We start from the raw sequence: 24,802 nt of genomic DNA on the forward strand, positions 1-24,802 counted from the left end.
TACGGCGGGGGCAACGTGCAGCTGGCGTATGAGTATGGCTACGGATTTGACGGCGGTCGTCGCTGGCGGAAGGACTACCTGAACGGGGTATGGACGCGGTATCCGTGCGGGGTGGCGTGCGGTGCCGGCGAGTTGGTGGAGCAGCAGAAGCCGCTGGAGGGTGGCAGCTGGACGGTGAGTGCGCTGTATCTGCAGGGCATCTCGCTGGTGCGCAGAAACAACGAATGGCACCACTTTGACCCGTTGGGCACGGCAGGGGTGATTACGAACGGAAGCGCACAGGTGGTCAGCAACAACCTGTATGACCTGTTCGGGGTGTTGCGCTACCAGCAGGGCAGTGCGCAGACGTCGCTACCTCCCCGCAAGCAGGGAGGAGTTCACGGCTCGGCGCGAGCCTCGCCCTCCACAAACGCTGTTGCCTTGCATCCTGTCTTTACGCTACAATAGGGTGAGTGTCTGCAAACACCCGGGAGGTTGCGCTCATGAAGCGTCTTTTGCTGCTACTCGCCCTGTGGACGGCGATTACGTCGTTGGGCGTCGCACAGGAGATCGACCCGTGGGGTATGCCCAAACCCTGGAAGCGACTGGAGTGGTTCTACAGCCGACGTGCCTTCCCGTACAACGATGTGCCAGCAGGGGCATGGCTCAGGGCATACGAACAGGCGCAACAGCTGCCTGTGTATCAGGGTGAGGGGTTACAGGGGCAAGCGCTCACGTGGGAGTTCTTCGGACCGGACAGCACCAACCAGAACTGGCTTGCCCGCGTGAACGCCATCGCCATCCATCCCACCGACCCCAACACCATCTACATCGGCGTCTCCAAAGGGGGCGTCTGGAAAAGCACTAACCGCGGCTCCACCTGGACCAACCTGACAGACTTCCTCACGGCGCAGTATGTAGGTTGCCTGACGATAGACCCGCACGACCCCAACACCATCTATCTGGGTACGGGAGAAGAGTACTACGCAGCCTACGCGTTAGGCGGCGTGGGCATCTACAGGTCAACGGACGGAGGTAACTCGTGGACGCTCATTGGCAACAACGTCTTCTCGGGTCAGCGTATTAACGAGATTGTTATAGACCCAAACAACCGCAATAAATGGATAATCAGCACCGATGCTGGCATCTATATCACGACCAACGGCGGCAGCACATTCACCCGCACGCTGAGCGGGGTAGCCTCCGCCCTGCGCGTGCATCCCGCCAATCCGAACATCCTCTGGGCAGCATTGGGAAACATCTGGGGCAGTTCCACCAACGGCGTGTATGTCTCCACCAACGGCGGCAGCACATGGACGCGCTACAGTGCCTTGCCTCTGGGAACCAGCGTGGGGCGCATTGAGCTGGACGTGTGCCGCAGTAACCCGAACGTCATCTACGTAGCCTTCGGGCAAACCATCTCAGCGGGCGCGCGCATCCACAGCGTCTGGAAAACCACCAACGGCGGTAGCAGCTGGACACAGCTGACCGGCGCACCCACCGGCAGCGGGCAGTCGTGGTACGATTTGGTCATGCGCGTGGACCCGAGTAATCCGAATATCGCCTACGTCGGAGAGGTGGACTTGTTCCGCACCACCGATGGAGGCAGCTCGTGGACCCGTATCAATCCACAGGCGACCGTCGGTCACGTGGACCAGCATGCCCTGGAGTTTGACCCCACTGATCCTGCCAAAATCTTCATCGGCAGCGACGGGGGATTGTTCTACTCTACCAATCGTGGGACGACGCTGACCCCCTTGAACAGCGGCCGTGGCACCATGGAGTTCTACGCTTTCGATGTACATCCCACGAACGCAAACCGACTGGTGGCAGGTTCTCAGGATAACGGCTCTCAGGTGCGTTCCACTTCCAACAACTATGCCATCACGCTGGGCGGGGATGGCTTCTGGGCGGCATACAAACGGAACGACCCTAACACCGTGTTGGGCGAAGTATATTATGCTGTGGTCTATCGCTCCACAAACGGCGGTAGCAGCTGGAGCTTCGTATTTAACGGCAGTGGCGACCCGCGTTCGCCATGGTCTGCTCCGCTGGTGAACGACCCCAACAACCCATCCACCTTCTACGTGGGCACGATTTATGTGTATCGCTCGACCAGCAACGGCGTTTCGGGCAGCTGGACGCGCATCAGCGGTGACCTGACGCGCGGTTCCGGCACGCTGTCCGTCATCGCCATCGCGCCGTCCAACTCGAACGTCATCTACACCGGCTCCGACGACGGCGCGGTGTACGTCAGCACCGACGGAGGCAATACCTGGAACGCACGTTACACCGGCCTGCCCACGCGGTCGGTGGGCGGAATCGCGGTGGATCCCAGCAATCCGGGCACGGTATACGTGGGGCTGCAAGGGTTTGGCAGCGGGCGCGTCTTCAAAAGCACCAACTATGGCGCATCATGGACGAATATCTCAGGCAACCTGCCCGATACGCCGGTGAACTTCCTGATCGTGAACCCCATTGCTCCGAACATGCTCATCGCGGCGACCGATACCGGCGTTTTCGTGACCACAGACGGCGGCGCGAACTGGGCAAAACTGGGGTTGGGACTGCCCAGCACCCCCTGCCTGCACCTGCGGGCAAACGCCACGACGGGCTACCTATATGTTGGCACCTACGGACGAGGTATCTGGCGGATGCCGCTGCCGACAGCTACCTTTGTTACCACGCGCGTGCTGGTGGATAACGTATCGGGCACGCTGGGTGGCACGGTGAACCTCACGGCGACCCTGCAACGCACCGATACATTGGCAGGCGTTTTGGGCAAGACCCTGCAGTTTGCGGTGGGCGGCGTTCCTGTGGGCAGCGCGGTAACGAACTCCAGCGGCATTGCCAGCCTTGCCTACACCGTTCCCGAATGGGCGGGCACGGGCAGCCGCACCGTTTCGGTAACATTTGAGGGCGACACCACTGCCAACCCCTCCAGTGGTTCCGGCACGCTGAGTATCAGCAAGGCGACTCCGGAGATTGTTCTGGATAACCTGACAGCACGACGCGGGCAGACCGTGAACCTGCAGGCAACGTTGCGCCGGCAGGACAATGGCGCACCCATCAGCGGCAAGACAATCACCTTCAAAGTGGCAGGTAGCACCGTTGGCACTGCCAGCACCGATGGTAGCGGCATAGCGACCCTGCCCTACACGGTGCCATTGAGTGCGTCTCTTGGAAGCAGGGTACTCCGCGCCGAGTTCGCAGGAGACACAGTCTACCTGAGCGCATTCCGAGAGGCTTCGCTCGATGTGCGCAAAGTGCTGATTCAGGGCACGGTGCGCCTCGGCGACTTCGCGGGCGACGTCAACGGTCTGCCGGTAGCCATCAGCGTCGCACAGGGCAGCAACTCGGAGAGCCTGTCGGCATCGCTGGATAACAGTGGCCGATTCTCGGTGGAAACCGCGCTGGCGGGCAGCGGCAGTGTGGCGGTGAAGGTGACGCACTGGCTGCGCCAGCGGGTGAGCGCAAATCTGTCCGGCGAGGCATCACTCTCGTGGAACCTCGTCAATGGAGACGTGGACGGTGATAACGAAGTGACGCTGCTGGATTTTGGCGCGCTGGTGGCGGCTTTTGGCTCCGCGCCGGGCGACACTCACTGGAACGCGAACGCAGACCTTGACGGGGATGAGGAAGTCACCCTGCTCGACTTCGGCATCCTGGTGAGGAACTTCGGCACGCTCGGCGATGATTAGCGGGTATAATAAAGCTAAACGAAGCCTCACAAGGAGTGTTGGATGATTGCAGAGCGCGTTCTCGGCAGCGAGTTGATGCCGATATATGAGAAGGTCATGGCAGGCGTTCGCCTCAGTGAATCGGACGGGCGCCTGCTTTACCAGACGTCCAATCTCACGGGTGTTGGTTACCTGGCGAACATCGTGCGCGAGCGGCTGCACGGCGATAAGGCGTACTACGTGCGGAATCAGCACATCAACTACACAAACATCTGTAATAAGCTGTGCCGCTTCTGTTCCTTCTACGCCAAGAAGGGCGGCCCCGCGCCATACACACTGACTCCTGAGCAGGTCAAACAGCGGCTCCGCCAGTACCTGCACGTGCCCATCACGGAGGTGCATATCGTGGGGGGCATCCACCCCAAACTGCCCTTCCAGTACTACTTAGACCTTCTACATGCGGTGAAGGAAGTGCGTCCGGAGGTGCATATCAAGGCTTTTACCGCAGTCGAGATTGTGCAGATTGCGCAGGTAGCGAGGATGAGCTATGAGGACACCCTGCGCACGCTGAAATCGGCGGGGCTGGACAGCCTGCCCGGAGGCGGTCTGGAGATATATTCCGAGCGCATCCACCAGGAGCTGTTCCCGCGCAAAATCGGTGGGGACGAGTGGAGCGAGGTCGCCCGCGCGGCGGCGCGGGTGGGTCTGAGCCAGTATGCCACCATGCTGTATGGGCACATCGAAACGATTGAGGAGCGCGTGGAGCATCTCATTCGCCTGCGCGAGCTGCAGGACGAAACAGGGCATTTTCTGGCGCTGACACCGCTCAGCTTCCACCCAGAGGGGACGGAGCTGGAGCATCTGCCTCATCCGTCTGGCTACGATGACCTGCGCAATATCGCGGTATCCCGCCTGATGCTGGACAACTTCCCGCACATCAAGTCGTTCTGGATTATGAACACGCCTGCGGTGACCCAGGTAGCGCTGTGGTACGGTGCGGACGACGTGGACGGCACGGTGCACGAGTATGAGATTGTGTATCAGGATGAAGCGCCGGGTGAACGCCAGCAATTGCTGACGCGCCGGCAACTGATAGAGATGATTCTGGAGGCAGGGCGTATCCCCATCGAGCGCGACAGCCACTACAACGAGGTGCCGCCGCGCCGTGAGGAGGAATTGTCGTTACCTGTGCTTACTTCCGCCGCTGGAGGTGTTTGGCAATGACATCGTCTCTCAGGAGAGCAGTTGCCGCACCTCCAAAGGCTCTATCTACGCTCCGGCGATATGCGCCAGACCGAGAACCAGAGCGACGACAACCCCCGCGCAGGCAAGCAGGAAGACGAGGCGGTTCGCCACCTGAGCGCTCATGATACCCTCCGTAGATGAGTAAGCACACACTCACGGCACGGCAAACCCGTGTCGGCATGAGCACCTGTTCGCTTTTGTCCGTCTTTTCCCTCTTCAGGGGGCAGCCGCTATTTCGGTTGCGCTTTGGGCGATGCCATCACCGAAGTCCGCTTTTCCAGTGTGAAGGGACCCGTATCCATCTCCGGTATCAGTTTCAGCGGGTATGCCGCTTTCTGAGGCACTCTCACCGAGAGTGCGCAGGTGAACCCTCAGCCATAGTGGAACTTTTCCACCTTGACTGTCTTGCCGTTTCGGTCGACGATGCGCAGGGTAGGGGGAGGCGGTAGCTCGCCGTTCATCTCCAGCGAGGTCACCCGGTGCAGCCAGTTTCCCGTGGACAGTGTCAGGGCGACCTCCAGAGTATCGCCCCGCCGCGTGCCAAAGCCGAGCGACGCCCTCAACTGCTTCGGCAAGGGGAACTTGTTCTCGCCGTCGGTCACTTTCACGGTAATGGGGTCCATCGGCGTTACTTCTACCCGCCACAGATTTCCCTTGCTATCGCGCGTGCCGACGCGGTAGGTCTGCACGGAGTATTCGTCGGCGGGCAGCTGCAGGCGTCCTTCGGTGGTGCTGGCTTCCCAGTAGCCGACCTGTTTGCCAATCGCTATCAGATGCACCTCGGGGTACTCGGTGACCAGCGTGCCGGTGCCGATTTCTGTCGGCTGAAACTCGCAGGCAGAGCCGTCGGACGCGAAAGTGAGTCTATAGGTGCGCCCAGCGAGCTGGTAAAAGCGCGGCACAGGTCGCTGTTGCCGGTCTGGCAGAAAGACGCACCGGTCGCCATCCCAGCGGGTCTTTGCCGGCGTGTCGAACGCCCCATCGGCATTGGCGTCCAGCAGGGCGATTTTGAGCGTGTTGCCGTTCACCTCCCCTTCAAACAGGCGGTAATCCTCGCTGCGCAGGTATGTCTGCCTCGATCCGACCTCGTCCATCACCAGGCTGAAGTAGCGCGACGTCAGCACGCCATTGAGGGACACGGTGAGACGGAACGGACCGTAGCAAACACCGAAGTACCATACCGGGTCGGGAGAGCCCCGCAGCAGCTCGTCGTCGGTCAGGTCATTGTTGCGGTTGACGTCCACCGCCAGACGATTGCTGTTCGGGTCCATGACCAGATGCCAGTGTTGCGGAGGCTTGCCCAGCTTCAGCACGCCATACCGGCATGAAGCCTTTGCCCAGTCGGGCAGTTTGACCTCCTTCGGTGGCTGGTTGCGCCATTGCACCGTATGAGTAGGCGTGATAAATCGAACCGCCTCCTCACCTGTTGACTGCAGGAAGCGTACCTGCCCCTGAGGGCGCACGGTCTCTTCCTGCGCCCACGTCACAGTAAGGGCGGTAGCACACGCCAGGGCGATGGCACAGAATGTGCGTCGCATCGCTAATGCACCTCCTTCCCATCTACTGCAGCATTCCGACTACTTTGGGCAACTCTTCCATCGAGATGCCCTGCCGCGCCGGCTGTCCGTCCGCACCGATGTGAACCACGTAGGGCATCGCAGGCAGGATGAGAGGCAGCGCAGGCGCAGCGGGTTGTTGCGGGCTGCGCTTCCAGAAGCCGACGGGAACATCCAGCTGTTCCCGGCTGCGGTACCGCTCTGCTTCCTGTCGGCTGGCGGTATCCAGCACAATCGCCACCTGCCATCCCTCCCGCATCTGGCTTCTCACCGTCTCCAACAGCCAGTGGTTCTGCGCGAGATAAGGCGCGGTGAAAACGAGCAAAGTGTTTTTGCCTTCCCACTGCACGGGTTGGAGCCACTCCACTCGCCTCAGCAGCTTCTCCACGTTCGGCTTGGGAGGTGCTTCGCCGCCGCGGTCCCATGGCAGCCGCCTGGCACCGAAGGTCAGCACGATGTCCGTCGATGGTTTCACGCGGATGGGTGTCAGCGGCAGGTTCTGCAGACGCGGTGTCAGCAGCAGCGAAGCGGGCATCCCTTTCAGCGAAAATCTTCCGCTGTCGTCGGTGGTTACACTACCGAGGGGGATAGCCCTTGACGGCACGCGGCGCTGCCGATAATTCTGCGCCGTACGGCTGTTCGGAAATTCGTATTGCAAAAGCAGATTTGCCTTCGCAATGGGCTCGCCATAATCGTCGACCAGTACGCCGGCATACTCCCCGTTTACCTTTTTCAGCCTTATCGTTGCGGTTTGACCTTTGCTCAGGATAGTTGCGGCTGGCTCGTAGCCCTTCGCAGTAACCACCGCCCAGCACCGGCTTTCCGGCACAATCGCGATTACGAAACCTCCTGCCCTGTCCGTGCTGCTGGATAGCGGCGTTGGGTATTCCATCCACACCCGCTGTGTGCTTCCGTCGGACAATTGGTACTGCGGCTCCTGTCCCACTATCAGGCTGACCTTTGCTCCGGCGACGGGCTTGCCCGCCTCGTCCCGGACACGTCCGCGCACTTTGGGTAAAGGCTGCAACCGAACCATTGCGGGCGGGTTCTTCACGCTGAAGTTGCGGAGGATGATACCCTCCTGCGTGCCGTAGTCCACGATCAGTAACTGCTCCATGCTCTCCCCGCCGACCTGTATGGTCAGCTTATCGCCCTCGACGCGGTAGGGACGCCAGCTGACCTCGACTTCTTCCTCGGGCACAGGGCTGAGGTTCATCCAGATGTTCTTGGGTACCTCGTTGCGCGATGTGCGCACCCGTAGTTGAACCTCTTGTGTGCGCTGCACCCGCGTGAGTGCCACTTGCAGCACCACCGGCTGCGGGGCGGTCATCTTACCCTGCTGTATAGTTACCTTCGGTAGGCTGCGTGGCATGTAGTAACCATCGCCCGAAGCAAAACCAGATGCTTGGAACTGGTATTCGCCATCGGGAAGCGCAATCGTCAAACTGCCTTTGCTGTCGGTGAAATAGGGAAATCGCACACCGACAGCGCGCCTCCCCTCGGGATTGATAGTTACTCCGCAGAAAGGCACGGGTTTATTCTTGTCGTCGCGCACCTCTATCGTTATCACCGGCTCTGTGTATACTTTGATCACGCCGAGGTCGGTGGTGGTGCCGGGCTTGAGGTTGGTTACCTCTACCGGCATAAAGAAACCGGGCGGAACCAGAGTGGGGGAAGACAGCGAGGCGCCGGGCATCAGTGCGAACGAGTCTGTGCCCACGTCCGCAGTGATGCGCCCGTCCTCGTCGGTCGTGACGTGTGTCCATGGCTCCACCAGCACCGGGTAATGTTTGCATGGTTCGCCGTTGTGGGCGTAAACCAGGCGGGCGGTTATTCGGGCACCCGGCTTGAGGGTAATCGCCAAACCTTCTTTGGTCAGCTTTTCCAAATTCGTGCTGCGGATATCCAGCGACGGGGCGTAACCCGAAGCAGAACACAGGATACCAACGCCGGACGTTTTCGGGTGCATCGGTAACTGGAAGCTGCCATCCGCGTTGATGGTGGCAACAAAGGGCGGCACAGGCGGCGGGAGCAGTACCTCGTTGTCACCTTGGAGCACTACGTAATTTAACCGCACCCGTGCTCCCTCGACAGGTCGACCTTCGGCGTTCACCACCTTGCCGTCGAACTGTTTGAGCGGTTGCAGGCGAAGGGTAAATGAAGGTCTCGACCCCATGCGGATGGTACTGCAACCCAACGTGGGGTGGAATGCCACCACTGCCGAGAGGGTAGAGGGCGGCACGACACCCACGAAGCGATAGCGTCCTCTTTCATCGGTAGTGGTGTGCGCAAAGCTTTGCTCTGGCAGACCCAACCATGCCACCACGATGTTCGGGTAATAGTATACCTGTGCGCCAGCGACCGGGTTGTTCTCGGCATCCACGACGCGCCCGCTGATGACTGTTGCGCTTTGCGCATGAGCCACACTCCACCAGCACCACAACGCCAGCGTCACGGCAAAGACCCTTTTCATGTTGCTACCTCCTTCCCCAAGAGGTGAGGACAGCGAGATGTTGCACTGCGTACTAATTCAATTCTACTTGTCGATGCATGTGTCCTGCTTACTTTTTCTATCGAGGTGGACACAAAACGGATGCCCGTGTTTCATGGCTGGGGTGCAACCAGGGTAATTTTCCAAAAAAGTTTGCAACTGCCCCGTGAAAATGCTTGACAAGACGAATTGAGGGGTGTATACTGGAAGCAAGGTGGGAGCACAGCTCGCACCAGCATGGTTGCTCAACCGTCCATGATGATGAAAGGAGGATGGAGTATGCACCGAATCGCAATCCGGTTGGGGCTTTTTGCTGTGTTGCTTGCGGCAATAGCCCTGCCCTCCAGCGCCACGGTGTGGGTGTTGACAGCGAACCTCACGGGTAGCCAGGTGGTTCCGCCCACCAGTAGCACCGCCTTCGGGCAGGCTATCATGAGCTACGATGATGTGTCGAAGCTGTTCAGCCTGGCGGTCTATGAGGTCGGACTCACCCAGAGCGAGATTCTCTCTGCAAAGATTTACGTGGGCGCGCCGGGCACGAACGGCCCCGCCATCTATGACCTCGATGGCGGTGCGTCATGGTCTGGAAGCGGTATTGTTTACTCGCGCTTTATTGTAGGCGGGCTATTCCCAGCCGCGAATGAGACTGACCTTCTAGCGGGTAATACCTACATCCAGATCACCACGCCAGGCGGAGTCAAGGACATTCGGGGTCAGTTGATACCGGTGCCTGAACCTGTGACGCTGGTTGGTCTGTCCACAGGTCTGGGACTGCTATTGCTGCGACGGAAAAGAGCATAGGCAAACAACGCGAGAATAGCCTGGGCGTTCGCTTAGGCTAATTTGTTCTCGCGCAAGCAAGACACCAGTGAACAAGGTAAAACGGAGGACATGGCGCAAGCACCTACGACGAAAGGAGGGATAGCTTTTTGAAAGGACTGACAGCACGTTTGGCTTTGCTGGTAGCGCTGGTGGTGGCGGTAGCGCTGCCTTCACACGCGGGACTTTGGTACCTGCAAGCGACCCTGAGCGGCTCGCAGGAAGTGCCACCGGTGTCGACGAACGCCAGTGGGGTGCTTTTTGGCAGCTACGATGACGTTGCCAAAACCATCAGCCTGGCGATAACGGTGAGCGGCATCGCGCAAAGCGACCTGACCGCATCGCACATTCACCGCGCTCCTGCGGGAAGCAACGGCCCCGTTATCTTCAGCATCGGCGGCGGGAGCAGCTATGCCGTGTTGGGGGGACAGCTCATCACGGTGATTAACAACGCGCCGTTCCCCGCGGCAGAAGAGGCGAACTTACTGAGTGGCAACACCTACGTCAACATCCACACCACTTCTTTCCCCGCGGGCGAGATCCGCGGACAGATTACCGCCTTGCCGGTGGTGCCAGAGCCTGCGACGATTGCCGGGTTGGGCATCGGCGTGGGACTGCTGGCGCTTCGACGGCGAAAAAAGTAGGGTTCTGTAACCAGGTGGGCTGAGGGTTCCCTCAGCCCACTTTTTTGACCCCACCCGGTGTCGTCGCTGGTACGGATACTATCCCTCTATGGTTATCTCGCGTCCCTTGGTCAGGACAACCGAGGTGACAAAGCGCAGCTGAATACCCGGTCCATTCGGCAGCACCTCCGCGCTCAACGGCTGCTTATCCATCGTGAGCGAGACACTGCTGGACCCCTGCCAGCGCGGGAGCTTCAGGCTGCACAACCGCATTTCGCCGTCCACCAGGGTGATACTGACTCGTGGGCCTGCCGCGCCTGTGTTCTCGGAGTAGATGCCCCAGCCTACTGGTGTGAAGAAGGGATAGCGGCTCTCCAACAGGCGAATGGGCGGGGATAAGGTCAGCTCGCCTCGCGGGGCATCCCATGCGAAGCCCGTCAGTGCGTTCAGCAGCGTCCATGCAGACATCGCGCGGTAATAGTGGTTGCCGCATTCCACATGGTTCCAGAAACGCCCCGCTCGCAGATGGCGGTCGTGAATGTCGCGCACAATTGCCATGCCTTCCGCGACCCTTCCGCGAGCAAGCAGCAGGGCGGCTACCGTGTACTCGATGCCCGTCCACAGCGCATCTGCCTGCAGGTTACCCGATGCCGCGAGGCGGTGCGGTTGACCGGGCGGGTAAGAGGCGTTGCGTAAGCCTTCGCCCGGGCGGAAATTGTAACGCATCACGGCATTCAGCGCACGCTCGATGAACTCGTCGGGGATGACGGGCTCCCAACCGCTTACAGCGAAGAACCAGTCTGCACTAATCTGGTCGCTCATGCAACATCCGTCGACGAGGTCGCCATCGCGCCACAGCACGAAGTATTCACCGTTCCACAGCTTCTGGATGAAGCTCCTGACACCTTTCTCGTAGAGCTCCTGCCATTTTGCGGCACGCTGCGGGTCGCTCATCTCCTGCGCCAGCCTCGCGGCTATCTTGAGCGCGCCCAGCCACAGGCTGCAGATGTAGGAAGGACTGCCCTGAAAGTCCCAAACGTCGTAGGTGTTGCGACGGGTGTCGGTATCGGGCAGGGCGTCTCCGTCCGTGTCCAGCAGCAGTGTGTTGTCCATGGCGCGCACGATGTGCGGGTACAGCCGCTCGAGGTAGCCTCCATCGCCCGTCCACAGGTAGTCTCGTGCCGCAAGCATCACGAACTGAGGGTTCATATCCACGCGGTCGAAGCCGTTGTCCACTGCACTGAAGTCGGGGGTGAAGAAATGGTGTACGCGCCCGTCCTCGCGCTGGAACTTCGCGCCGTGCTCCATTTGCATCTTTTGCAGGTCGGGGAAGAGGGCGATAATGGGGAAAGAGCCCTGATAGGTGATGTCCGTCGTATGGAAGCCGCAGCATCCGAGTCCTTCCCACACGCCGAAGTGCCCTTCGTATGTCCACCAGGTGCATTTGGTCAGGGTGGACAGATGCCCGCTGATCGCGTCGGCGGCTTCGGGAGGCAGGCTGGAGTCGTAAATCGCATCTACGAAATCCAGCGTGCGTTCTCGCAGGTTAGTGGCGTTGTCCAGCAGATACCGTGCGACGTCGAGCGAGTTGGTGAACCAGCGGGCATACTGGTGACCGATGTTCGCACCGGTGGGACTGATGTGGTTCGGGAAGAACCAGCTCACGGTGAAAAGTGCCTCCCCTTCGCTCTCTGGCTCGATTTGCTGGCTGGAGCAAAGCGCAGCGTAGCCCCATTCTATTTGTCGTTCGCGCAGCTCGTTCAGGTTAAGCGCGATTTCCTCCAGAAACTCCGGCGATTGCACGAGTGTTGCGTCTACGACGTTCAGGCGATGGTATTTGTCGTATACCAACGGATGCCGGAGCAGCTGCTGGAGCAGCCGTTCGCGCTCCTCCTGCGATAGTCGAGAAGCGTTGAACCCCTCAGGCAGGGCGGGAGCGGATTCGGGTGACAGGTTCGGCAGCTTGCCCTCCTCGCGGAAACGACGTAACACGGAGACGGGCTTCAGCCCAAAGCGGTTTCGCCAGAACATCAGCGAGCGGTACTCGTCGCGATACCCACCGGTGATGTAGCTGACCTCTCCCCCTCGCAGTGCGAAGGTCATATTGCCGGTGGATGGGTGTTCGGGCTGCAAGGCGTCTGCCGTGAACTGAACAGCGACCCCTTGCACCATCTCATGAAGCAGGTTGCGCGGCTGTCTTTGCGTTTGTCCGATGCCTGCCATGTTGCGCAACACGCCTGCGATGGCGACCTGTACCGGTTCTGACGAGATGTTTTGCACCAGGAAACGCACGTAGAAACCGGGCGTTCCCGATGCACGGCTGTCCAGAGGGATGAACGGTGAGAAAACCTCCGCGGCGACCTGCACGGGCAGGGAAGCGTCCAGATACTGCAAGCGTGCCGCCGGAAAGGAACCATCAAACTGGATGGACTGTACCGCGCGTGCCCAGCCGGCGGAATAGAGGTCGTGCAGGCTCTCGCGCAGGGCGAGGTAGCGTAACTGTACATCCCCGTCTGAAGCGGCGATGCGCAGCACGAAAACCAAATCCTCTGGCTGCACGATGTCTTCGGTACGGAACCCGCCCGGAGTCTGGGGAGACCACCCTCCCATGTTGAATATCTGCCACTCGTGGAACAGGCCATCCGGACGTATCTCCACCGATCCTGTACCAATCCCACCGAGCGGAATACCAGAAGTGTGCTGTATCGCGCTGTGAATCAATGGCATGGATAGCGTCCTCCTTTTACTCTGTCCGAGCCGATAAACCTGCTGTAGAATACGTGTACCAACGGACAGTCTCCTGTTACAGCCGTGCGCACTGCGACTGTTTTGGTACGGGGGCAGGATATGACGGGGCATTGTCTGGAATTATGTTTTGCTTGGATGACCGATGTGCCCCAAGGTATAATGGTATTGAGAATCATTCTTATAAGGGTTACGGGCATGATAGAAAGCGCAGTAGTGGTTGTGCTGTTGGTGTTGTTGATGGTGCTGTTTGCACCGCAGAGGGGTGTGGTCACGCGATGGAGGCAGCAGCGCTGGCTGCGTTCTCGTGAGGCGATAGAGGATGCCCTGCTGCATCTGCATCAGCGCGAGCATGAAGGACGCCTGGCGTCGGTAGAGTCGCTGGCAGGGGCACTGGGAGTATCCACGCGCCTTGCGCTCATTCTTGCGCAACGCATGGAAGAGCAGGGTTTGTTGCAGGTGGGTGCAGGAGGGTTGAGCCTCACCCCGGAAGGGCATCGTCTGGCGATTCAGGTGGTACGGGCGCACCGTCTGTTTGAACGTTATCTCGCTTATGAAACCTCTGTGCCCGCGCATGAGATACACGAACTGGCACACCGTTTGGAACACACCTTAACCCCCCAGCAGCTGGAGCAGCTGGATGCTTACATGGGGCATCCTGTCGTCGACCCGCACGGAGACCCCATTCCCTCTCCGAGCGGCGAGATGCCGGCATTAGAAGGGCAGTCAGTGGTGGAGTTCCCGCTGGGAAAACCTGCGCAGATTGTACACGTCGAGGACGAACCTCCATATGTTTACGCTCAGATTGTGGCGGAGGGGTTGCGCCCCGGCATGACGGTTACGGTTATCGAGCGGTCACCGACGCGCGTGGTTCTGGAAAGCGATAGCGACGAACACGTGCTCGCGCCCGTGGTGGCAGCAAACATCACCGTGCGCGAGGTATCTCCCGAGATGCTTGCTCCAAAAGGGGAGCGGTTGGGGGAGCTGGAGCCCGGTGAAAGAGCGACGGTGCTGCGCATCGATGAGGCCTGTCAGGGGTTGACGCGCCGTCGCTTCCTCGACCTCGGCATCACGCCGGGCGCGGAGATCGAGGTGGTCATGCGTTCGGCGTTCGGCGACCCTGTGGCGTATCGTGTGCGCGATAGCCTGATTGCCCTGCGACGTGAACAGGCAGACTGGATTTGGGTACAGCGGAACGGCGGCACAGACCGTAAGGAGGGGGCGGCATAAGGCAGATGCGAAGAGTGACAGACGCTCAGGGTTGTGAGTCGTGTGCTTTGCGCGAGCATCTGGTGCGCATGGGGGTGCGCGTGGATTCCTTTGACTACGTGCTCGCGCTGATGGGCAACCCCAACACGGGAAAGAGCACCGTCTTCAACGCGCTCACCGGTTTGCGCCAGCATACGGGCAACTGGACGGGCAAGACGGTGACGCGCATGGAGGGCGCGTTTGAGTTCAACGGCAAGAGGTATAAAATCGTAGACCTGCCGGGTACCTACTCTCTGCTGTCTGCCTCGGTGGACGAAGAGGTTGCCCGTGACTTCGTGCTGTTCGCCAGGCCCGATGCGGTGATTGTGGTGGTGGACGCCACCATTCTGGAGCGCAACCTGAACCTTGTGCTGCAGGTGCTGGAGATTACCGACCGCGTGGTGGTATGCCTGAACCTGATGGACGAAGCGGAGCGCAAAGGTATCGAGGTAGACCATCGTGCCCTGTCGCGGGAACTGGGAGTGCCCGTCGTACCTACCGCTGCGAGGCAGGGCGTTGGTCTGGGGCTATTGATGCAGACGGTAGCGGAACTGGTGACGGGCAGGATAACCACCTCCCCACGGCGTGTGAAGACGGACGAGGCGGTAGAACGCGCCCTCGAAGAGCTGATACCGGTTATCCGTGAAGCCTATCACGGCTTGCCGAACGTGCGATGGATAGCCATGCGTCTGCTGGACGGCGACTACAACGTGCGTCAGTCTCTGGAAAGCGGCGAACTGCTCCGCCTTGCTCATCCCCAGGCAAGCGACGCGGAGATCGAACGCTCACGCCAGTATGCGCAACCCATCCTCACCCTTGTGGAGGTGTTACAGCGACGGCTGGAGGGTTCCTTCCGTGACAGGGTCGTGGAAGCTCTGTATGCGGAGGCGGAATCCATCGCCCGAAAGGTGGTGCGCCGAAAGGGCGAACGAAGATGGGATTGGGACCACAAGCTCGACAGGGTTCTCACCTCGCGGATATGGGGATTGCCACTCATGGGTTTGCTTTTGATGGGGGTGTTCTGGGTAACCATTCAGGGCGCCAATGTTATCTCGGAGTTGATAGCGAGCGGGTTGTTCTGGGTGGAGTCAAAAGGTAGTGCGCTGTTCAATGCACTGGGCGCGCCGTGGTGGCTCACCGGTTTCCTGTGGCATGGCGTGTATCGCGGGCTGGCGTGGGTGGTTTCGGTGATGCTGCCGCCGATGGCGATATTCTTCCCCATCTTTACCATTCTCGAGGACATGGGCTATCTGCCGCGTGTGGCGTTCAACATGGACAGGTTCTTCAAGAAGGCGGGGGCACACGGGAAGCAGGCGTTAACGATGGCGATGGGGCTGGGGTGTAACGCTGCGGGGGTGGTTGCCACGCGCATCATTAACTCTCCTCGTGAGCGGCTTATCGCCATCCTGACGAATAACTTCATGCCCTGCAACGGGCGGTGGCCGCTGCTTATTACGATGAGCTCGCTCTTTGTGGCGGCGGCGTTCCCACCTGTCTTCGCCGCGGCAGTGGCAGCAGGCGCACTGGTGGCAGTAGTCCTCGTGGGGGTGTTAATGACGTTCGTTGTCTCTGCGGTGCTGTCGCGCACCATCTTGAAGGGCGAAGCCAGTAGTTTCACACTGGAGCTTCCGCCGTATCGCAAACCCAACGTGCTGGCGGTGCTGTATACCTCCTTGATTGACCGCACGTTGCTCGTGTTGTGGCGGGCTGTGGTCATGGCTGCGCCCGCCGGTGGGGTCATCTGGCTGCTGGGCAATATCCACGCCCACGGACGCAGCCTTTCCCAGTGGATAGCGAGCTGGCTGGACCCTGTGGGGCGAGCCATCGGGCTGGACGGCGTGGTGTTGCTGGCGTACATTATCGCCATCCCCGCCAACGAGATTGTGGTGCCAACCATTATCATGACCTACCTGGGCGCGGGCATGATGACCGACCTGGAAAACCTCAACGATTTGCGACACTTGCTCGTCGACCAGCACGGCTGGACCACTTGGACGGCGATTTGCCTCATGCTCTTTTCCCTGCTGCACAATCCCTGTTCCACTACTATCCTGACAATCTGGCGTGAGACAAAAAGTGCGAAATGGGCGTGGATAGGTGCTCTGTTGCCCCTAAGCATAGCCTTTGCCTTGCTGTTGTTGTTGAACGGCATCGTGCACTGGCTTGATTGAACGTTGTGACATAAATCACGGCATGGTGTGGACAGCGGCAATTAGAATAATATGCGGTGGGGTTCATACCCAACTTTCCGATGGAGGTTCAGCGAAAGCAAATGGCATACGTGATTGTGGATACCTGCACGAAAGACGGTGCGTGCATTGCCGTGTGTCCGGTGGATTGCATCCATGAGGGGCAGTTCACCGATGCCGATGGCACCACCTACGACATGATGTTCATCAACCCTGACGAGTGCATCGACTGCGGAGTGTGCGAGCCGGAGTGTCCGGTGACAGCCATCTATCCGGAGACGGACATTCCCGAGCAGTACAAGCATTTCATCCGCATCAACCGCGAGGCGTATACGAGCGGACAGGTCGGCGCATAGCATCAAACAGCGTGTCACAGGATGCCGTTCGCTCTGTTGTGACTTCAGTCACGGCATCCTGTGTTTCTTTTTGATAAGCTACATACAGTGTGGAAATCACACCTTGCGTTGAGGAGGAGGTAAGACCATTGGCATACGTCATTGCGGAACCCTGCATCGGCGTTAAGGACAAGTCCTGCGTGCAGGTCTGCCCTGTCGACTGCATCAAGGAGGGTGTCTTCACCGACAGCGACGGCACCGTCTACGACATGCTGTTCATCAATCCGGATGAGTGCATCGATTGCGGGCTGTGTGAACCGGAGTGCCCGGTAAACGCCATTTTTGCGGAAACGGATGTACCCGACCAGTGGAAGCACTTTGTCCGCATCAACCGTGAGGCGTTCGAAAGCGGGCAGGTCTCTTAGTCCTGCACGCGGGCGAGCGCCTGCAGGGCGTCGCGGTCCAGCACGGTGATTTTCCCGTCCTGCATGGATATCCATCCCGCTTTGCGGAAACGGTTGAGAGTGCGCGTGACCACCTCGCGGACAGTTCCCAGCTGTGCTGCCAGCTCGGCATGAGTATAGTCCAGGGTGAAGCACGCGCCTCGTTCTTTTGCCTGCGCCAGCAGGTAGCGAGCCACGCGCTCGGGTACCTCGTGGAGGGAGAGCTCTTCCACCAGATGCAAGAGCCTCCGTATCCGAATAGCCAGCGCACGCAGAGCAGCTTGCATCAGCTCGGGATGAGCGTGTATCACCGTCAGAAAATGTTCGCGGGGGATAAACAGCAGACGACTGGGCGACATGGCTTCCGCCGAACAGGGTTGGTTACCTCCGTCAAACAGCGGTAGCTCTCCGATGACCGAGCCACTGCGTTCTACCCCGATGACCTGTTCCCTACCGCTGGAGCTGCTGTTATACAGTCGAATCGCGCCGTCCAGCACCACATGCAGCCCATGACAGGGTTCACCTCGCAGGAACAGGACTTCCCCCCGTTGCACCTTCACGATGCGGGCGCGGGCGAGCAGAGTTCGCAATACCTCTTCGTTCGCGTCGCGCAGAAAAAGGACGCGGCGCAGGGCTTCCCGTGCTTCCATACAATCCCCTTGCGTTCAACGTCTCGGTGATTATTGTACCACTGTCTGGCGTCCAATTGGGGTTGCTGGTGACTCAAGTCACCGATGGCAGAAGTACTTTCTCATCCTCCAGACGAATAATGAAACACAGTGGAGGCATGCACAAATGCAAGGGTGGTGGAGTGCGCTTCGTCTGGAGGAGCGTTTACAGCACAGCGTTGACGCCGGCGCGCAGCTGTTAAAGATTGTCCTGTTGTATCTGCTGGTGCGTTTTCTCATCGCGCGGATGGGGCGTGCGGTGGTAAACCGTCTGGAAGGCATGGAACGCATCGCCGCGCACAAGCCACGCATCCGCACGCTGGGCAACCTGGTGCGCAGTATCGTGGAATACACGGTGCTGATTGTTGCCATCCTCATGGCCTTGCGCGCGATCGGAATGGACATCACTCCCCTGCTGGCAACGGCGGGTGTGGCAGGATTGGCCATCGGTTTCGGCGCGCAGCGGCTGGTGCGCGATATGATTTCAGGCTTTTTCCTGCTGGCGGAGAACCAGTTTACGGTGGGTGAGGTGGTAACCATCGGCGCGATTACGGGTGTAGTGGAAGAGGTGGGGATGCGTACCACCCACCTGCGCGACGAGCAGGGGCGCATGGTGGTCATTGCGAATGGAGATGTCAACCTGGTCATTAACCATTCACGAAAGGGTGGCGTGAGGTTCAATGTGGACGTGCGAGTAGCAGCCAACGCCGACCTTCAGGCAGCAAAGCACATCTTGCTGGCAGTGGCAGACGAGGTGGGAATCGCGCAAACGCTGGTGGGGGTGAGTGCGTTTGACGCGGCTTCGGTAACCCTGCGGTTGACTGGTGAGGTAGTGGCATCGGAGCGTGAAGCGCGGGAGCTACACCTGAAGGAGCGTCTGCTGGAACGATTCCATGAGGAGGGGATTACGCTGGTGTAAGGAGGTTCAGGATGGCACTGCTCAGTGAGGAACAGGTCCATGAGATGTTACAGAAAGCACCGCAGTGGACGCGGACAGGCAAGGAAATCACGAGGAGCTTTCAGTTCAAAAACTTCCGTGAGGCGCTGGCGTTTGTCGTGCATGTCGGTCTGCTAGCGGAGCGACTGAATCACCACCCCCATATTGCCATCGACTACAAAAAGGTAGTTTTGACGTTGACCACGCACTCGGAAGGCGGTCTAACCGAAAAGGATTTTGAAATGGCGCGACAGATAGACGCCATCGCCTGACTGTTTTCGCAACAAGAAGTTCGCATACAGGAGGAGAAAATGCAGCGCGAGTTTTATCTCGACCTGGCGCGACGAGGATTACGCGTGCCCATTGGTACCGACCTGGTGCTGCACGAAAAAGACGATGTAGACGGCATCCTGGTGGACGGGTACCGGCTGGGGCAGGTCGTGGAGGAGGCGGCGCGACGTTACCGCACGCCGCTGGCGGTCCCCCACATGGACCTGATGATCGAGAAAACGGCGATACTGGAGCTGCTGGAGGTGCCCGCCCCACAAATACCCACCTACCACTTCTCCGCCCCGCCTTCTGCCGAGATGGTGGAGACAGTGCGTCGCCGACTGTATGAGGCACCGCTGAACAGGCGGATACAGGCACAGGCGGGTTCGGTGGCGTACATCGCCCAATATACCGACCTCCTGCCGATAGGCATGACCATTGGTCCCTTCTCCCTGATGACCAAGCTCATCGCTGACCCCATCGCGCCCATCTATCTGGCTGGCATGGGCATTACCGCGGAGGAGGAACCCGAAGTGCGGATGGTGGAGGTCACCTTAGACCTTTCGACAATGGTCATCCTGCGCTCGATGGAGGCGCAAATCGCAGCAGGGGCACGAGCCATCTTCATCGCCGAACCCGCAGCAAATAAGGTATACATCTCACCCAAGCAGATAGAGCAGGGTTCGGACATCTTTGACCGCATGGTCATGCGCTATCTGCGGCGCATCAAGGCGTTTCTGGACGAGCGCGGGGTAGACCTCATCTTTCACTGCTGTGGCGAGCTGACGGATGAGATGGTGCAGGCGTATGCGTCATTGGAGCCGGTGATTCTCAGCCTTGGCAGCTCGCGGGTGCTATGGGAGGACGCACGGCTGGTTCCCAAACACGTGGTGCTGTACGGTAACCTGCCGTCAAAGCGGTTCTACTCCGACGAACTCGTCACGCGGGAGCAGGTGGTGCAGCTGGCGTGTGAGTTGCTACAGCGAATGCGCGAGGTGGGACATCCGTTCATCCTGGGCAGCGAGTGCGACGTGCTGAGCGTGCAGGGCTGCGAGCAGACCATCAAGGAGAAGGTTCAGGCGTTCGTCACGTGTGATTGCGGGCAGCACGGGTAGCTGCTGACGTTTTGCCGCTTTGCGACCAGTAAGGGTATAGCGGGGGGCACGACAGAGGGTAGACCTCTGTCGTACCCGTGACTTTTAGGCGACCTGTCGCTTTCGCCGCTTCAGGTCAAATCGGTCGAGGTTCATGACCTTATTCCACGCCGCCACGAAGTCGTGCACGAACTTCTCCGCGCCGTCTGCGCTGGCGTACACCTCCGCGATTGCCCGCAGCTCCGCGTGGTGCCCGAATATCAGGTCGACGCGCGTGGCGGTCCAGCGCACTTCGCCTGTCTTACGGTCGCGCCCTTCGAACAGGTTGCGCTCCTTCTCCACGGGAACCCACTCGATGCTCATGTCCAGCAGGTTCACGAAGAAGTCGTTGGTGAGCGTCTCGGGGCGGTGGGTGAACACGCCGTGCGGCGAGTGGTTATAGTTGGCGTTGAGAACCCTCATGCCGCCTATCAGCACGGTCATCTCGGGTGCGGTCAGCGTCAGCAGTTGTGCCTTGTCAATCAGCAGCACCTCGGCGGGCACGCTGTAGTCCGCCTTGAGGTAGTTGCGGAATCCGTCGTAAATCGGCTCGAGCACGGCGAAGGATTCCACATCGGTCTGCTCCTGCAAGGCGTCCATTCGTCCGGGCGCGAAGGGAACCGTGACCTCATATCCTGCCCTTCTCGCCGCTTCCTCAACCGCTGCACAACCGCCCAGCACGATCAGGTCAGCCATCGAGACCTTCTTGCCATCGGTGTGGGCGTGAGCCTCGTTGAACTCGCGCTGAATGCCTTCCAGCACGCCCAGCACCTTCTGCAGCTGCTCCGGCATGTTCACCTCCCAGTCTTTCTGGGGAGCAAGGCGGATGCGCGCGCCGTTCGCGCCGCCGCGCTTGTCGGAACCGCGGAAGGTGGCGGCAGAAGACCACGCGGTATACACCAGCTCGGAGACGGAGAGGCCAGACGCAAGGATTTTCGCCTTCAGCTCGGCAATCTCTTGCTCCTCAATGAGCGGGTGGTCTACTGCCGGGATGGGGTCCTGCCAGATGAACTCCTCCTTCGGCACGTCTGGTCCCAGATAGCGGGAGCGGGGACCCATGTCGCGGTGGGTGAGTTTGAACCACGCGCGCGCGAAGGCATCCGCGAACTCATCGGGATGCTCCAGGAACCGACGCGCAATCTTCTCGTAGACCGGGTCGTAGCGCAGCGACAGGTCTGTGGTCAGCATGGTGGGGCGATGCTTCTTGTTGGGGTCGTAGGCATCGGGGATAATCGCCGGTGCATCTTTCGCAACCCATTGCCACGCGCCTGCCGGGCTCTTGGTCAGCTCCCATTCATACTTGAACAGGTTCTCAAGGTAATTGATGCTCCACTGGGTGGGGGTGGTCGTCCAGGTAACCTCCAGCCCGCTGGTAATGGTGTCGGGCCCTTTGCCGGTTCCGAAGCTGCTCTTCCAGCCGAGCCCCTGCTGTTCGATGGGAGCGGCTTCGGGTTCGGGACCTACGTGGGTGGCTGGCCCGGCACCGTGCGTTTTGCCGAAGGAATGCCCGCCCGCGATGAGTGCGACCGTCTCTTCATCGTTCATGCCCATTCGGCTGAAGGTCACGCGGATGTCCTTGGCAGCGGCGACGGGGTCAGGTTTTCCTCCGGGTCCCTCAGGGTTGACGTAGATGAGCCCCATCTGCACCGCGGCGAATGGGTTCTCCAGCTCGCCGTCTGGCGAGTGTCGCTTGTCGTCCAACCATTCGCTTTCGGGACCCCAGAAGACGCTCTCATCTGGCTCCCACCAGTCCTCGCGACCGCCCGCGAACCCGATGGTCTTGAACCCCATCGACTCCAGGGCTACGTTGCCGGCGAGGATCATGAGGTCTGCCCACGAGATTTTGCGTCCGTATTTCTGCTTGATGGGCCATAGCAGTCGTCGCGCCTTGTCGAGGTTGGCGTTGTCGGGCCAGCTGTTCAGCGGCGCGAAGCGTTGTTGCCCACTCCCTGCACCGCCGCGGCCGTCGGCAATGCGATACGTGCCCGCGCTGTGCCATGCCATGCGGATGAACAGTCCACCGTAGTGCCCGAAGTCCGCCGGCCACCAGTCCTGCGATTGAGTCATCAGCTCACGAAGGTCTTTTTTCACTGCCTCCAGGTCGAGGCTTTCGAACTCCGCGGCGTAGTCGAAGTCCTCTCCGTATGGATTAGCCTGGGGCGAGTTCTGGTGGAGAATCTTCAGGTTCAGCCGCCGTGTCCACCAGTTGGGGTTTGCCGGACCCGGCTTGCTCTCCGCTTCCGCGATGCCGGAAGGGTGCATGGTTTTCTCGTGCTCGCTCATGGTGTCCTCCTCTCCCTACCAGAATTGTACCAATAATGATACTCATTCTTAATTGGTTTGTCAAGGGTATTAGGGGAGCGGTAAGTCCATCAGACGCCTCATGGAGGGCGAGACCCCCGCCGAGCCGTGCAATGCCTTCATGCTCATGGCAGGCCTGCTGTGGGGCGTTTCGCCCAAAGGTTCTGGCTCTACATCAGCGCACTTTGCACCTGAAGGCGTGCTGGGAGGTGTCTTGCAGGGATTCAGAACGTGGCGTCACGCAATTGGGTGCGGGGGAGGGATTTGAACCCTCGACCTCCGGGTTATGAGCCCGGCGAGCTGACCGCTGCTCCACCCCGCGATGCCGTTCATAATTATATCATAAAATCGGCAACAGTGCAAACCGTTCTCAGCGGAAGCGCCACAGCAGGTTTGCCCCTTTCTCCTGTGCCAGGATAGAAGCGGCAGAGAACGTTTTGGCGTGGCCGTCGGCGAGGATAAGGGTGGCCCGTCCGCGATTGTCTCCCGTGGCAAAGTGGCGTGCGAACAGCGGTTTCAGCTGTGCGGGTGGCAGGTGATTGAGTTCCAGCACCAGGTCGCGGTCTGCCACCAGCGGCGTGCCGAGGCGAGGGTCTACAGGGTTGGGTTTGCCAACGTAAGGGTCAAAGACATAGCCCCGGTATTTTTGAGCCGTTGGGCCGCTGGGGGTATCGCCGAACAGCGGCGTGCGGGCGGGTTCCTCCATCTGCGGGAGAAGGGCGGGAGTGGTGAAGCCTTCACGCTCCTGCGGGTCGTAGGCGGTCGCCGCAGTATAACCGATGGAACCGATGCCCCGCTGCGACCAGTCGGCAGGGAAGCCGCTGCCGCTTGCGCTGGGGCACGTGAAGATGCCTGTGTCGCGCACGTAGGGTTGTATCAGCCGTGTCCAGATGCGCTCCGGCACGCTAATGGGCACGGCGTAATTGGTGGAAGGTGGCAGGGCTTCGTCGAAATCCTGAGTATAGCTCTGGACCGCCATCGCCAGCTGGCGCGCATTGGACAGGCAACCGACCATCCGCGCCCGCTCCCGTGCCTGTGCGAACACCGGAAAGAGAATAGACGCCAGGGCAGCGACAATCGCAATCACCACCAGCAACTCGATGAGCGTAAAACCTGCTCTCATGACCCCATTATACCATCTGAAACGGTACCTGAACGCGCTTCCGCCCCGCATTTTTAACATGTTCATAACACCCGCTTAATCTCTGCTAAATCCTTTTAGGACATACTGTCTCTGCAAAAACGTTTTGGGAGGATAAGGGTATGCGCAAGCACGGTTTCACGCTGATTGAACTGCTCGTCGTCATCGCGATTATCGCGATACTGGCGGCGATCCTGTTCCCCGTTTTCTCGCAGGCGCGGCTGTCGGCGCGCAACACGCAGGATCTGTCCAACATCAAGCAGCTGGGGCTTGCCGCGGCGATGTACGCCCAGGATTACGACGAGACCTGGGTGCCGACCGGTTCCGAGTGGCGCCCGGAGTGTACGCCGCAGATTTCCCCGCTGCGCTGCGACGGCACGCCGCACCGGGGCTGGGGACTGCTGTTGATGCCATACGTCAAAAACGCCGAGATGTTCCGCTCCCCCATGCTGGAGCGCGTGGGTAACTTCACGGGCGAGTGCGCGCCTGCCAACGGTACGCAGATGACGAACACCTATTCCATGAACTATCTACTCTCCCGCGATGGAACCTACCCATTTGGCGATTATGCGCGGACACCATCGGGGTTCGAGTTGGTGACCCCCGCTCGCCTGTCCGAGATTTCGCAACCAGCGAACACGGTAGCCATCTTGCTATCGAACAGTGTTCCGCCTCGTGGGGCAACATGGGGTTGTAACTACGTCACCCTCGAGGGTTCCGACTTTATCAACAAGATTCGCTACCGCGCGCTGTACAAGGACGGCAGCAACATCGCCTTTGCCGACGGGCACGCCAAGTTCTTCGTATCGAAGGAGCTGGACTCGGCGGGCAAGGGCTATCCACGCTGCAACAACGGTCCGAGCCACACCTGCTACATCTGGCCAGAGCGCAACATCTGGATGGTGCCCAACTACCCGGAGAGCACTCTGGGCTATCCGGTGGGGCTGATTCCAAATTCGTGCGCCCGGTAATGGTGGTATACTGAAAGGGCAGGGGGGT

Annotated in this window: 19 protein-coding genes and 1 tRNA gene; 13 read left to right on the plus strand and 7 right to left on the minus strand. The window is 59.9% G+C overall.

Annotated elements, in window-relative coordinates:
- The 3 genes from K6U75_08860 to mqnE form a co-directional block, all read left to right on the plus strand.
- Positions 1–447: hypothetical protein (locus tag K6U75_08860; protein ID MCL6475146.1), on the plus strand; the 447-nt coding region annotated here is incomplete at its 5' end.
- Between the two features lie 35 nt (positions 448–482).
- Positions 483–3,680, plus strand: a complete 3,198-nt coding sequence (locus tag K6U75_08865; protein MCL6475147.1) for an Ig-like domain repeat protein — start codon at positions 483–485, stop codon at positions 3,678–3,680.
- A gap of 42 nt (positions 3,681–3,722) precedes the next feature.
- Positions 3,723–4,883: an aminofutalosine synthase MqnE gene (gene mqnE, locus K6U75_08870; protein MCL6475148.1), complete on the plus strand. Its 1,161-nt coding sequence runs from the start codon at positions 3,723–3,725 to the stop codon at positions 4,881–4,883.
- A gap of 392 nt (positions 4,884–5,275) precedes the next feature.
- On the opposite strand, the gene K6U75_08875 is transcribed toward mqnE, so the two are convergent.
- Together K6U75_08875 and K6U75_08880 are read right to left on the minus strand one after the other, a co-directional pair.
- Positions 5,276–6,442 (minus strand): hypothetical protein, encoded by a 1,167-nt coding sequence (locus tag K6U75_08875; protein MCL6475149.1) that lies wholly within the window; start codon positions 6,440–6,442, stop codon positions 5,276–5,278.
- A 22-nt stretch (positions 6,443–6,464) separates the two neighbouring features.
- Complete coding sequence (locus K6U75_08880) at positions 6,465–8,933, minus strand: carboxypeptidase-like regulatory domain-containing protein (GenBank protein MCL6475150.1); 2,469 nt, start codon at positions 8,931–8,933, stop codon at positions 6,465–6,467.
- Between the two features lie 297 nt (positions 8,934–9,230).
- Here K6U75_08880 and K6U75_08885 point away from each other — a divergent pair, with 297 nt between their 5' ends.
- Positions 9,231–9,752, plus strand: coding sequence for a CHRD domain-containing protein (locus K6U75_08885; GenBank protein MCL6475151.1), 522 nt, complete (start codon positions 9,231–9,233; stop codon positions 9,750–9,752).
- A 128-nt stretch (positions 9,753–9,880) separates the two neighbouring features.
- Positions 9,881–10,414, plus strand: coding sequence for a CHRD domain-containing protein (locus K6U75_08890; protein ID MCL6475152.1), 534 nt, complete (start codon positions 9,881–9,883; stop codon positions 10,412–10,414).
- Positions 10,415–10,492: 78 nt separating this feature from the next.
- Here the strand turns inward: K6U75_08890 and K6U75_08895 are convergent, their stop codons facing one another.
- Positions 10,493–13,120, minus strand: a complete 2,628-nt coding sequence (locus tag K6U75_08895) for a hypothetical protein (GenBank protein MCL6475153.1) — start codon at positions 13,118–13,120, stop codon at positions 10,493–10,495.
- Between the two features lie 216 nt (positions 13,121–13,336).
- On the opposite strand from K6U75_08895, the gene K6U75_08900 reads away from it, so the two are divergent.
- The 4 genes from K6U75_08900 to K6U75_08915 all read left to right on the plus strand — a co-directional run bounded on the left by K6U75_08900 (position 13,337) and on the right by K6U75_08915 (position 17,335).
- Positions 13,337–14,368, plus strand: coding sequence for a FeoA domain-containing protein (locus tag K6U75_08900; protein ID MCL6475154.1), 1,032 nt, complete (start codon positions 13,337–13,339; stop codon positions 14,366–14,368).
- A 5-nt stretch (positions 14,369–14,373) separates the two neighbouring features.
- Positions 14,374–16,557, plus strand: coding sequence for a ferrous iron transport protein B (feoB, locus tag K6U75_08905; protein MCL6475155.1), 2,184 nt, complete (start codon positions 14,374–14,376; stop codon positions 16,555–16,557).
- A 101-nt stretch (positions 16,558–16,658) separates the two neighbouring features.
- On the plus strand, positions 16,659–16,931 hold the full coding sequence (locus tag K6U75_08910; GenBank protein ID MCL6475156.1) for a ferredoxin family protein: 273 nt from the start codon (positions 16,659–16,661) through the stop codon (positions 16,929–16,931).
- A gap of 128 nt (positions 16,932–17,059) precedes the next feature.
- Positions 17,060–17,335: a ferredoxin family protein gene (locus K6U75_08915; GenBank protein MCL6475157.1), complete on the plus strand. Its 276-nt coding sequence runs from the start codon at positions 17,060–17,062 to the stop codon at positions 17,333–17,335.
- Here K6U75_08915 and K6U75_08920 read toward each other — a convergent pair.
- The gene (locus K6U75_08920) at positions 17,332–18,003 is read right to left on the minus strand and encodes a Crp/Fnr family transcriptional regulator (GenBank protein MCL6475158.1); all 672 of its coding nucleotides are present in this window, start codon (positions 18,001–18,003) and stop codon (positions 17,332–17,334) included. The two genes, K6U75_08915 and K6U75_08920, sit on opposite strands and share 4 nt — an antisense overlap.
- Positions 18,004–18,148: 145 nt before the next feature.
- On the opposite strand from K6U75_08920, the gene K6U75_08925 reads away from it, so the two are divergent.
- Genes K6U75_08925 through K6U75_08935 form a run of 3 tightly spaced genes read left to right on the plus strand, consistent with a single transcriptional unit; the run spans position 18,149 to position 20,343 of the window.
- Positions 18,149–18,940, plus strand: a complete 792-nt coding sequence (locus K6U75_08925; GenBank protein MCL6475159.1) for a mechanosensitive ion channel family protein — start codon at positions 18,149–18,151, stop codon at positions 18,938–18,940.
- A gap of 11 nt (positions 18,941–18,951) precedes the next feature.
- Positions 18,952–19,230, plus strand: a complete 279-nt coding sequence (locus K6U75_08930; protein MCL6475160.1) for a 4a-hydroxytetrahydrobiopterin dehydratase — start codon at positions 18,952–18,954, stop codon at positions 19,228–19,230.
- A gap of 39 nt (positions 19,231–19,269) precedes the next feature.
- Positions 19,270–20,343, plus strand: a complete 1,074-nt coding sequence (locus K6U75_08935; protein ID MCL6475161.1) for a hypothetical protein — start codon at positions 19,270–19,272, stop codon at positions 20,341–20,343.
- Between the two features lie 84 nt (positions 20,344–20,427).
- On the opposite strand, the gene katG is transcribed toward K6U75_08935, so the two are convergent.
- The 3 genes from katG to K6U75_08950 form a co-directional block, all read right to left on the minus strand.
- Complete coding sequence (gene katG / locus K6U75_08940; protein ID MCL6475162.1) at positions 20,428–22,644, minus strand: catalase/peroxidase HPI; 2,217 nt, start codon at positions 22,642–22,644, stop codon at positions 20,428–20,430.
- Between the two features lie 264 nt (positions 22,645–22,908).
- A tRNA-Met gene (locus K6U75_08945) sits at positions 22,909–22,984 on the minus strand.
- A gap of 48 nt (positions 22,985–23,032) precedes the next feature.
- Positions 23,033–23,785: a type II secretion system GspH family protein gene (locus K6U75_08950; GenBank protein MCL6475163.1), complete on the minus strand. Its 753-nt coding sequence runs from the start codon at positions 23,783–23,785 to the stop codon at positions 23,033–23,035.
- A 140-nt stretch (positions 23,786–23,925) separates the two neighbouring features.
- On the opposite strand from K6U75_08950, the gene K6U75_08955 reads away from it, so the two are divergent.
- Positions 23,926–24,774: a prepilin-type N-terminal cleavage/methylation domain-containing protein gene (locus K6U75_08955; protein ID MCL6475164.1), complete on the plus strand. Its 849-nt coding sequence runs from the start codon at positions 23,926–23,928 to the stop codon at positions 24,772–24,774.
- Positions 24,775–24,802 lie beyond the last annotated feature (28 nt).

The organism is Bacillota bacterium, from assembly GCA_023511455.1.
Taxonomy (GTDB): domain Bacteria; phylum Armatimonadota; class HRBIN16; order HRBIN16; family HRBIN16; genus HRBIN16.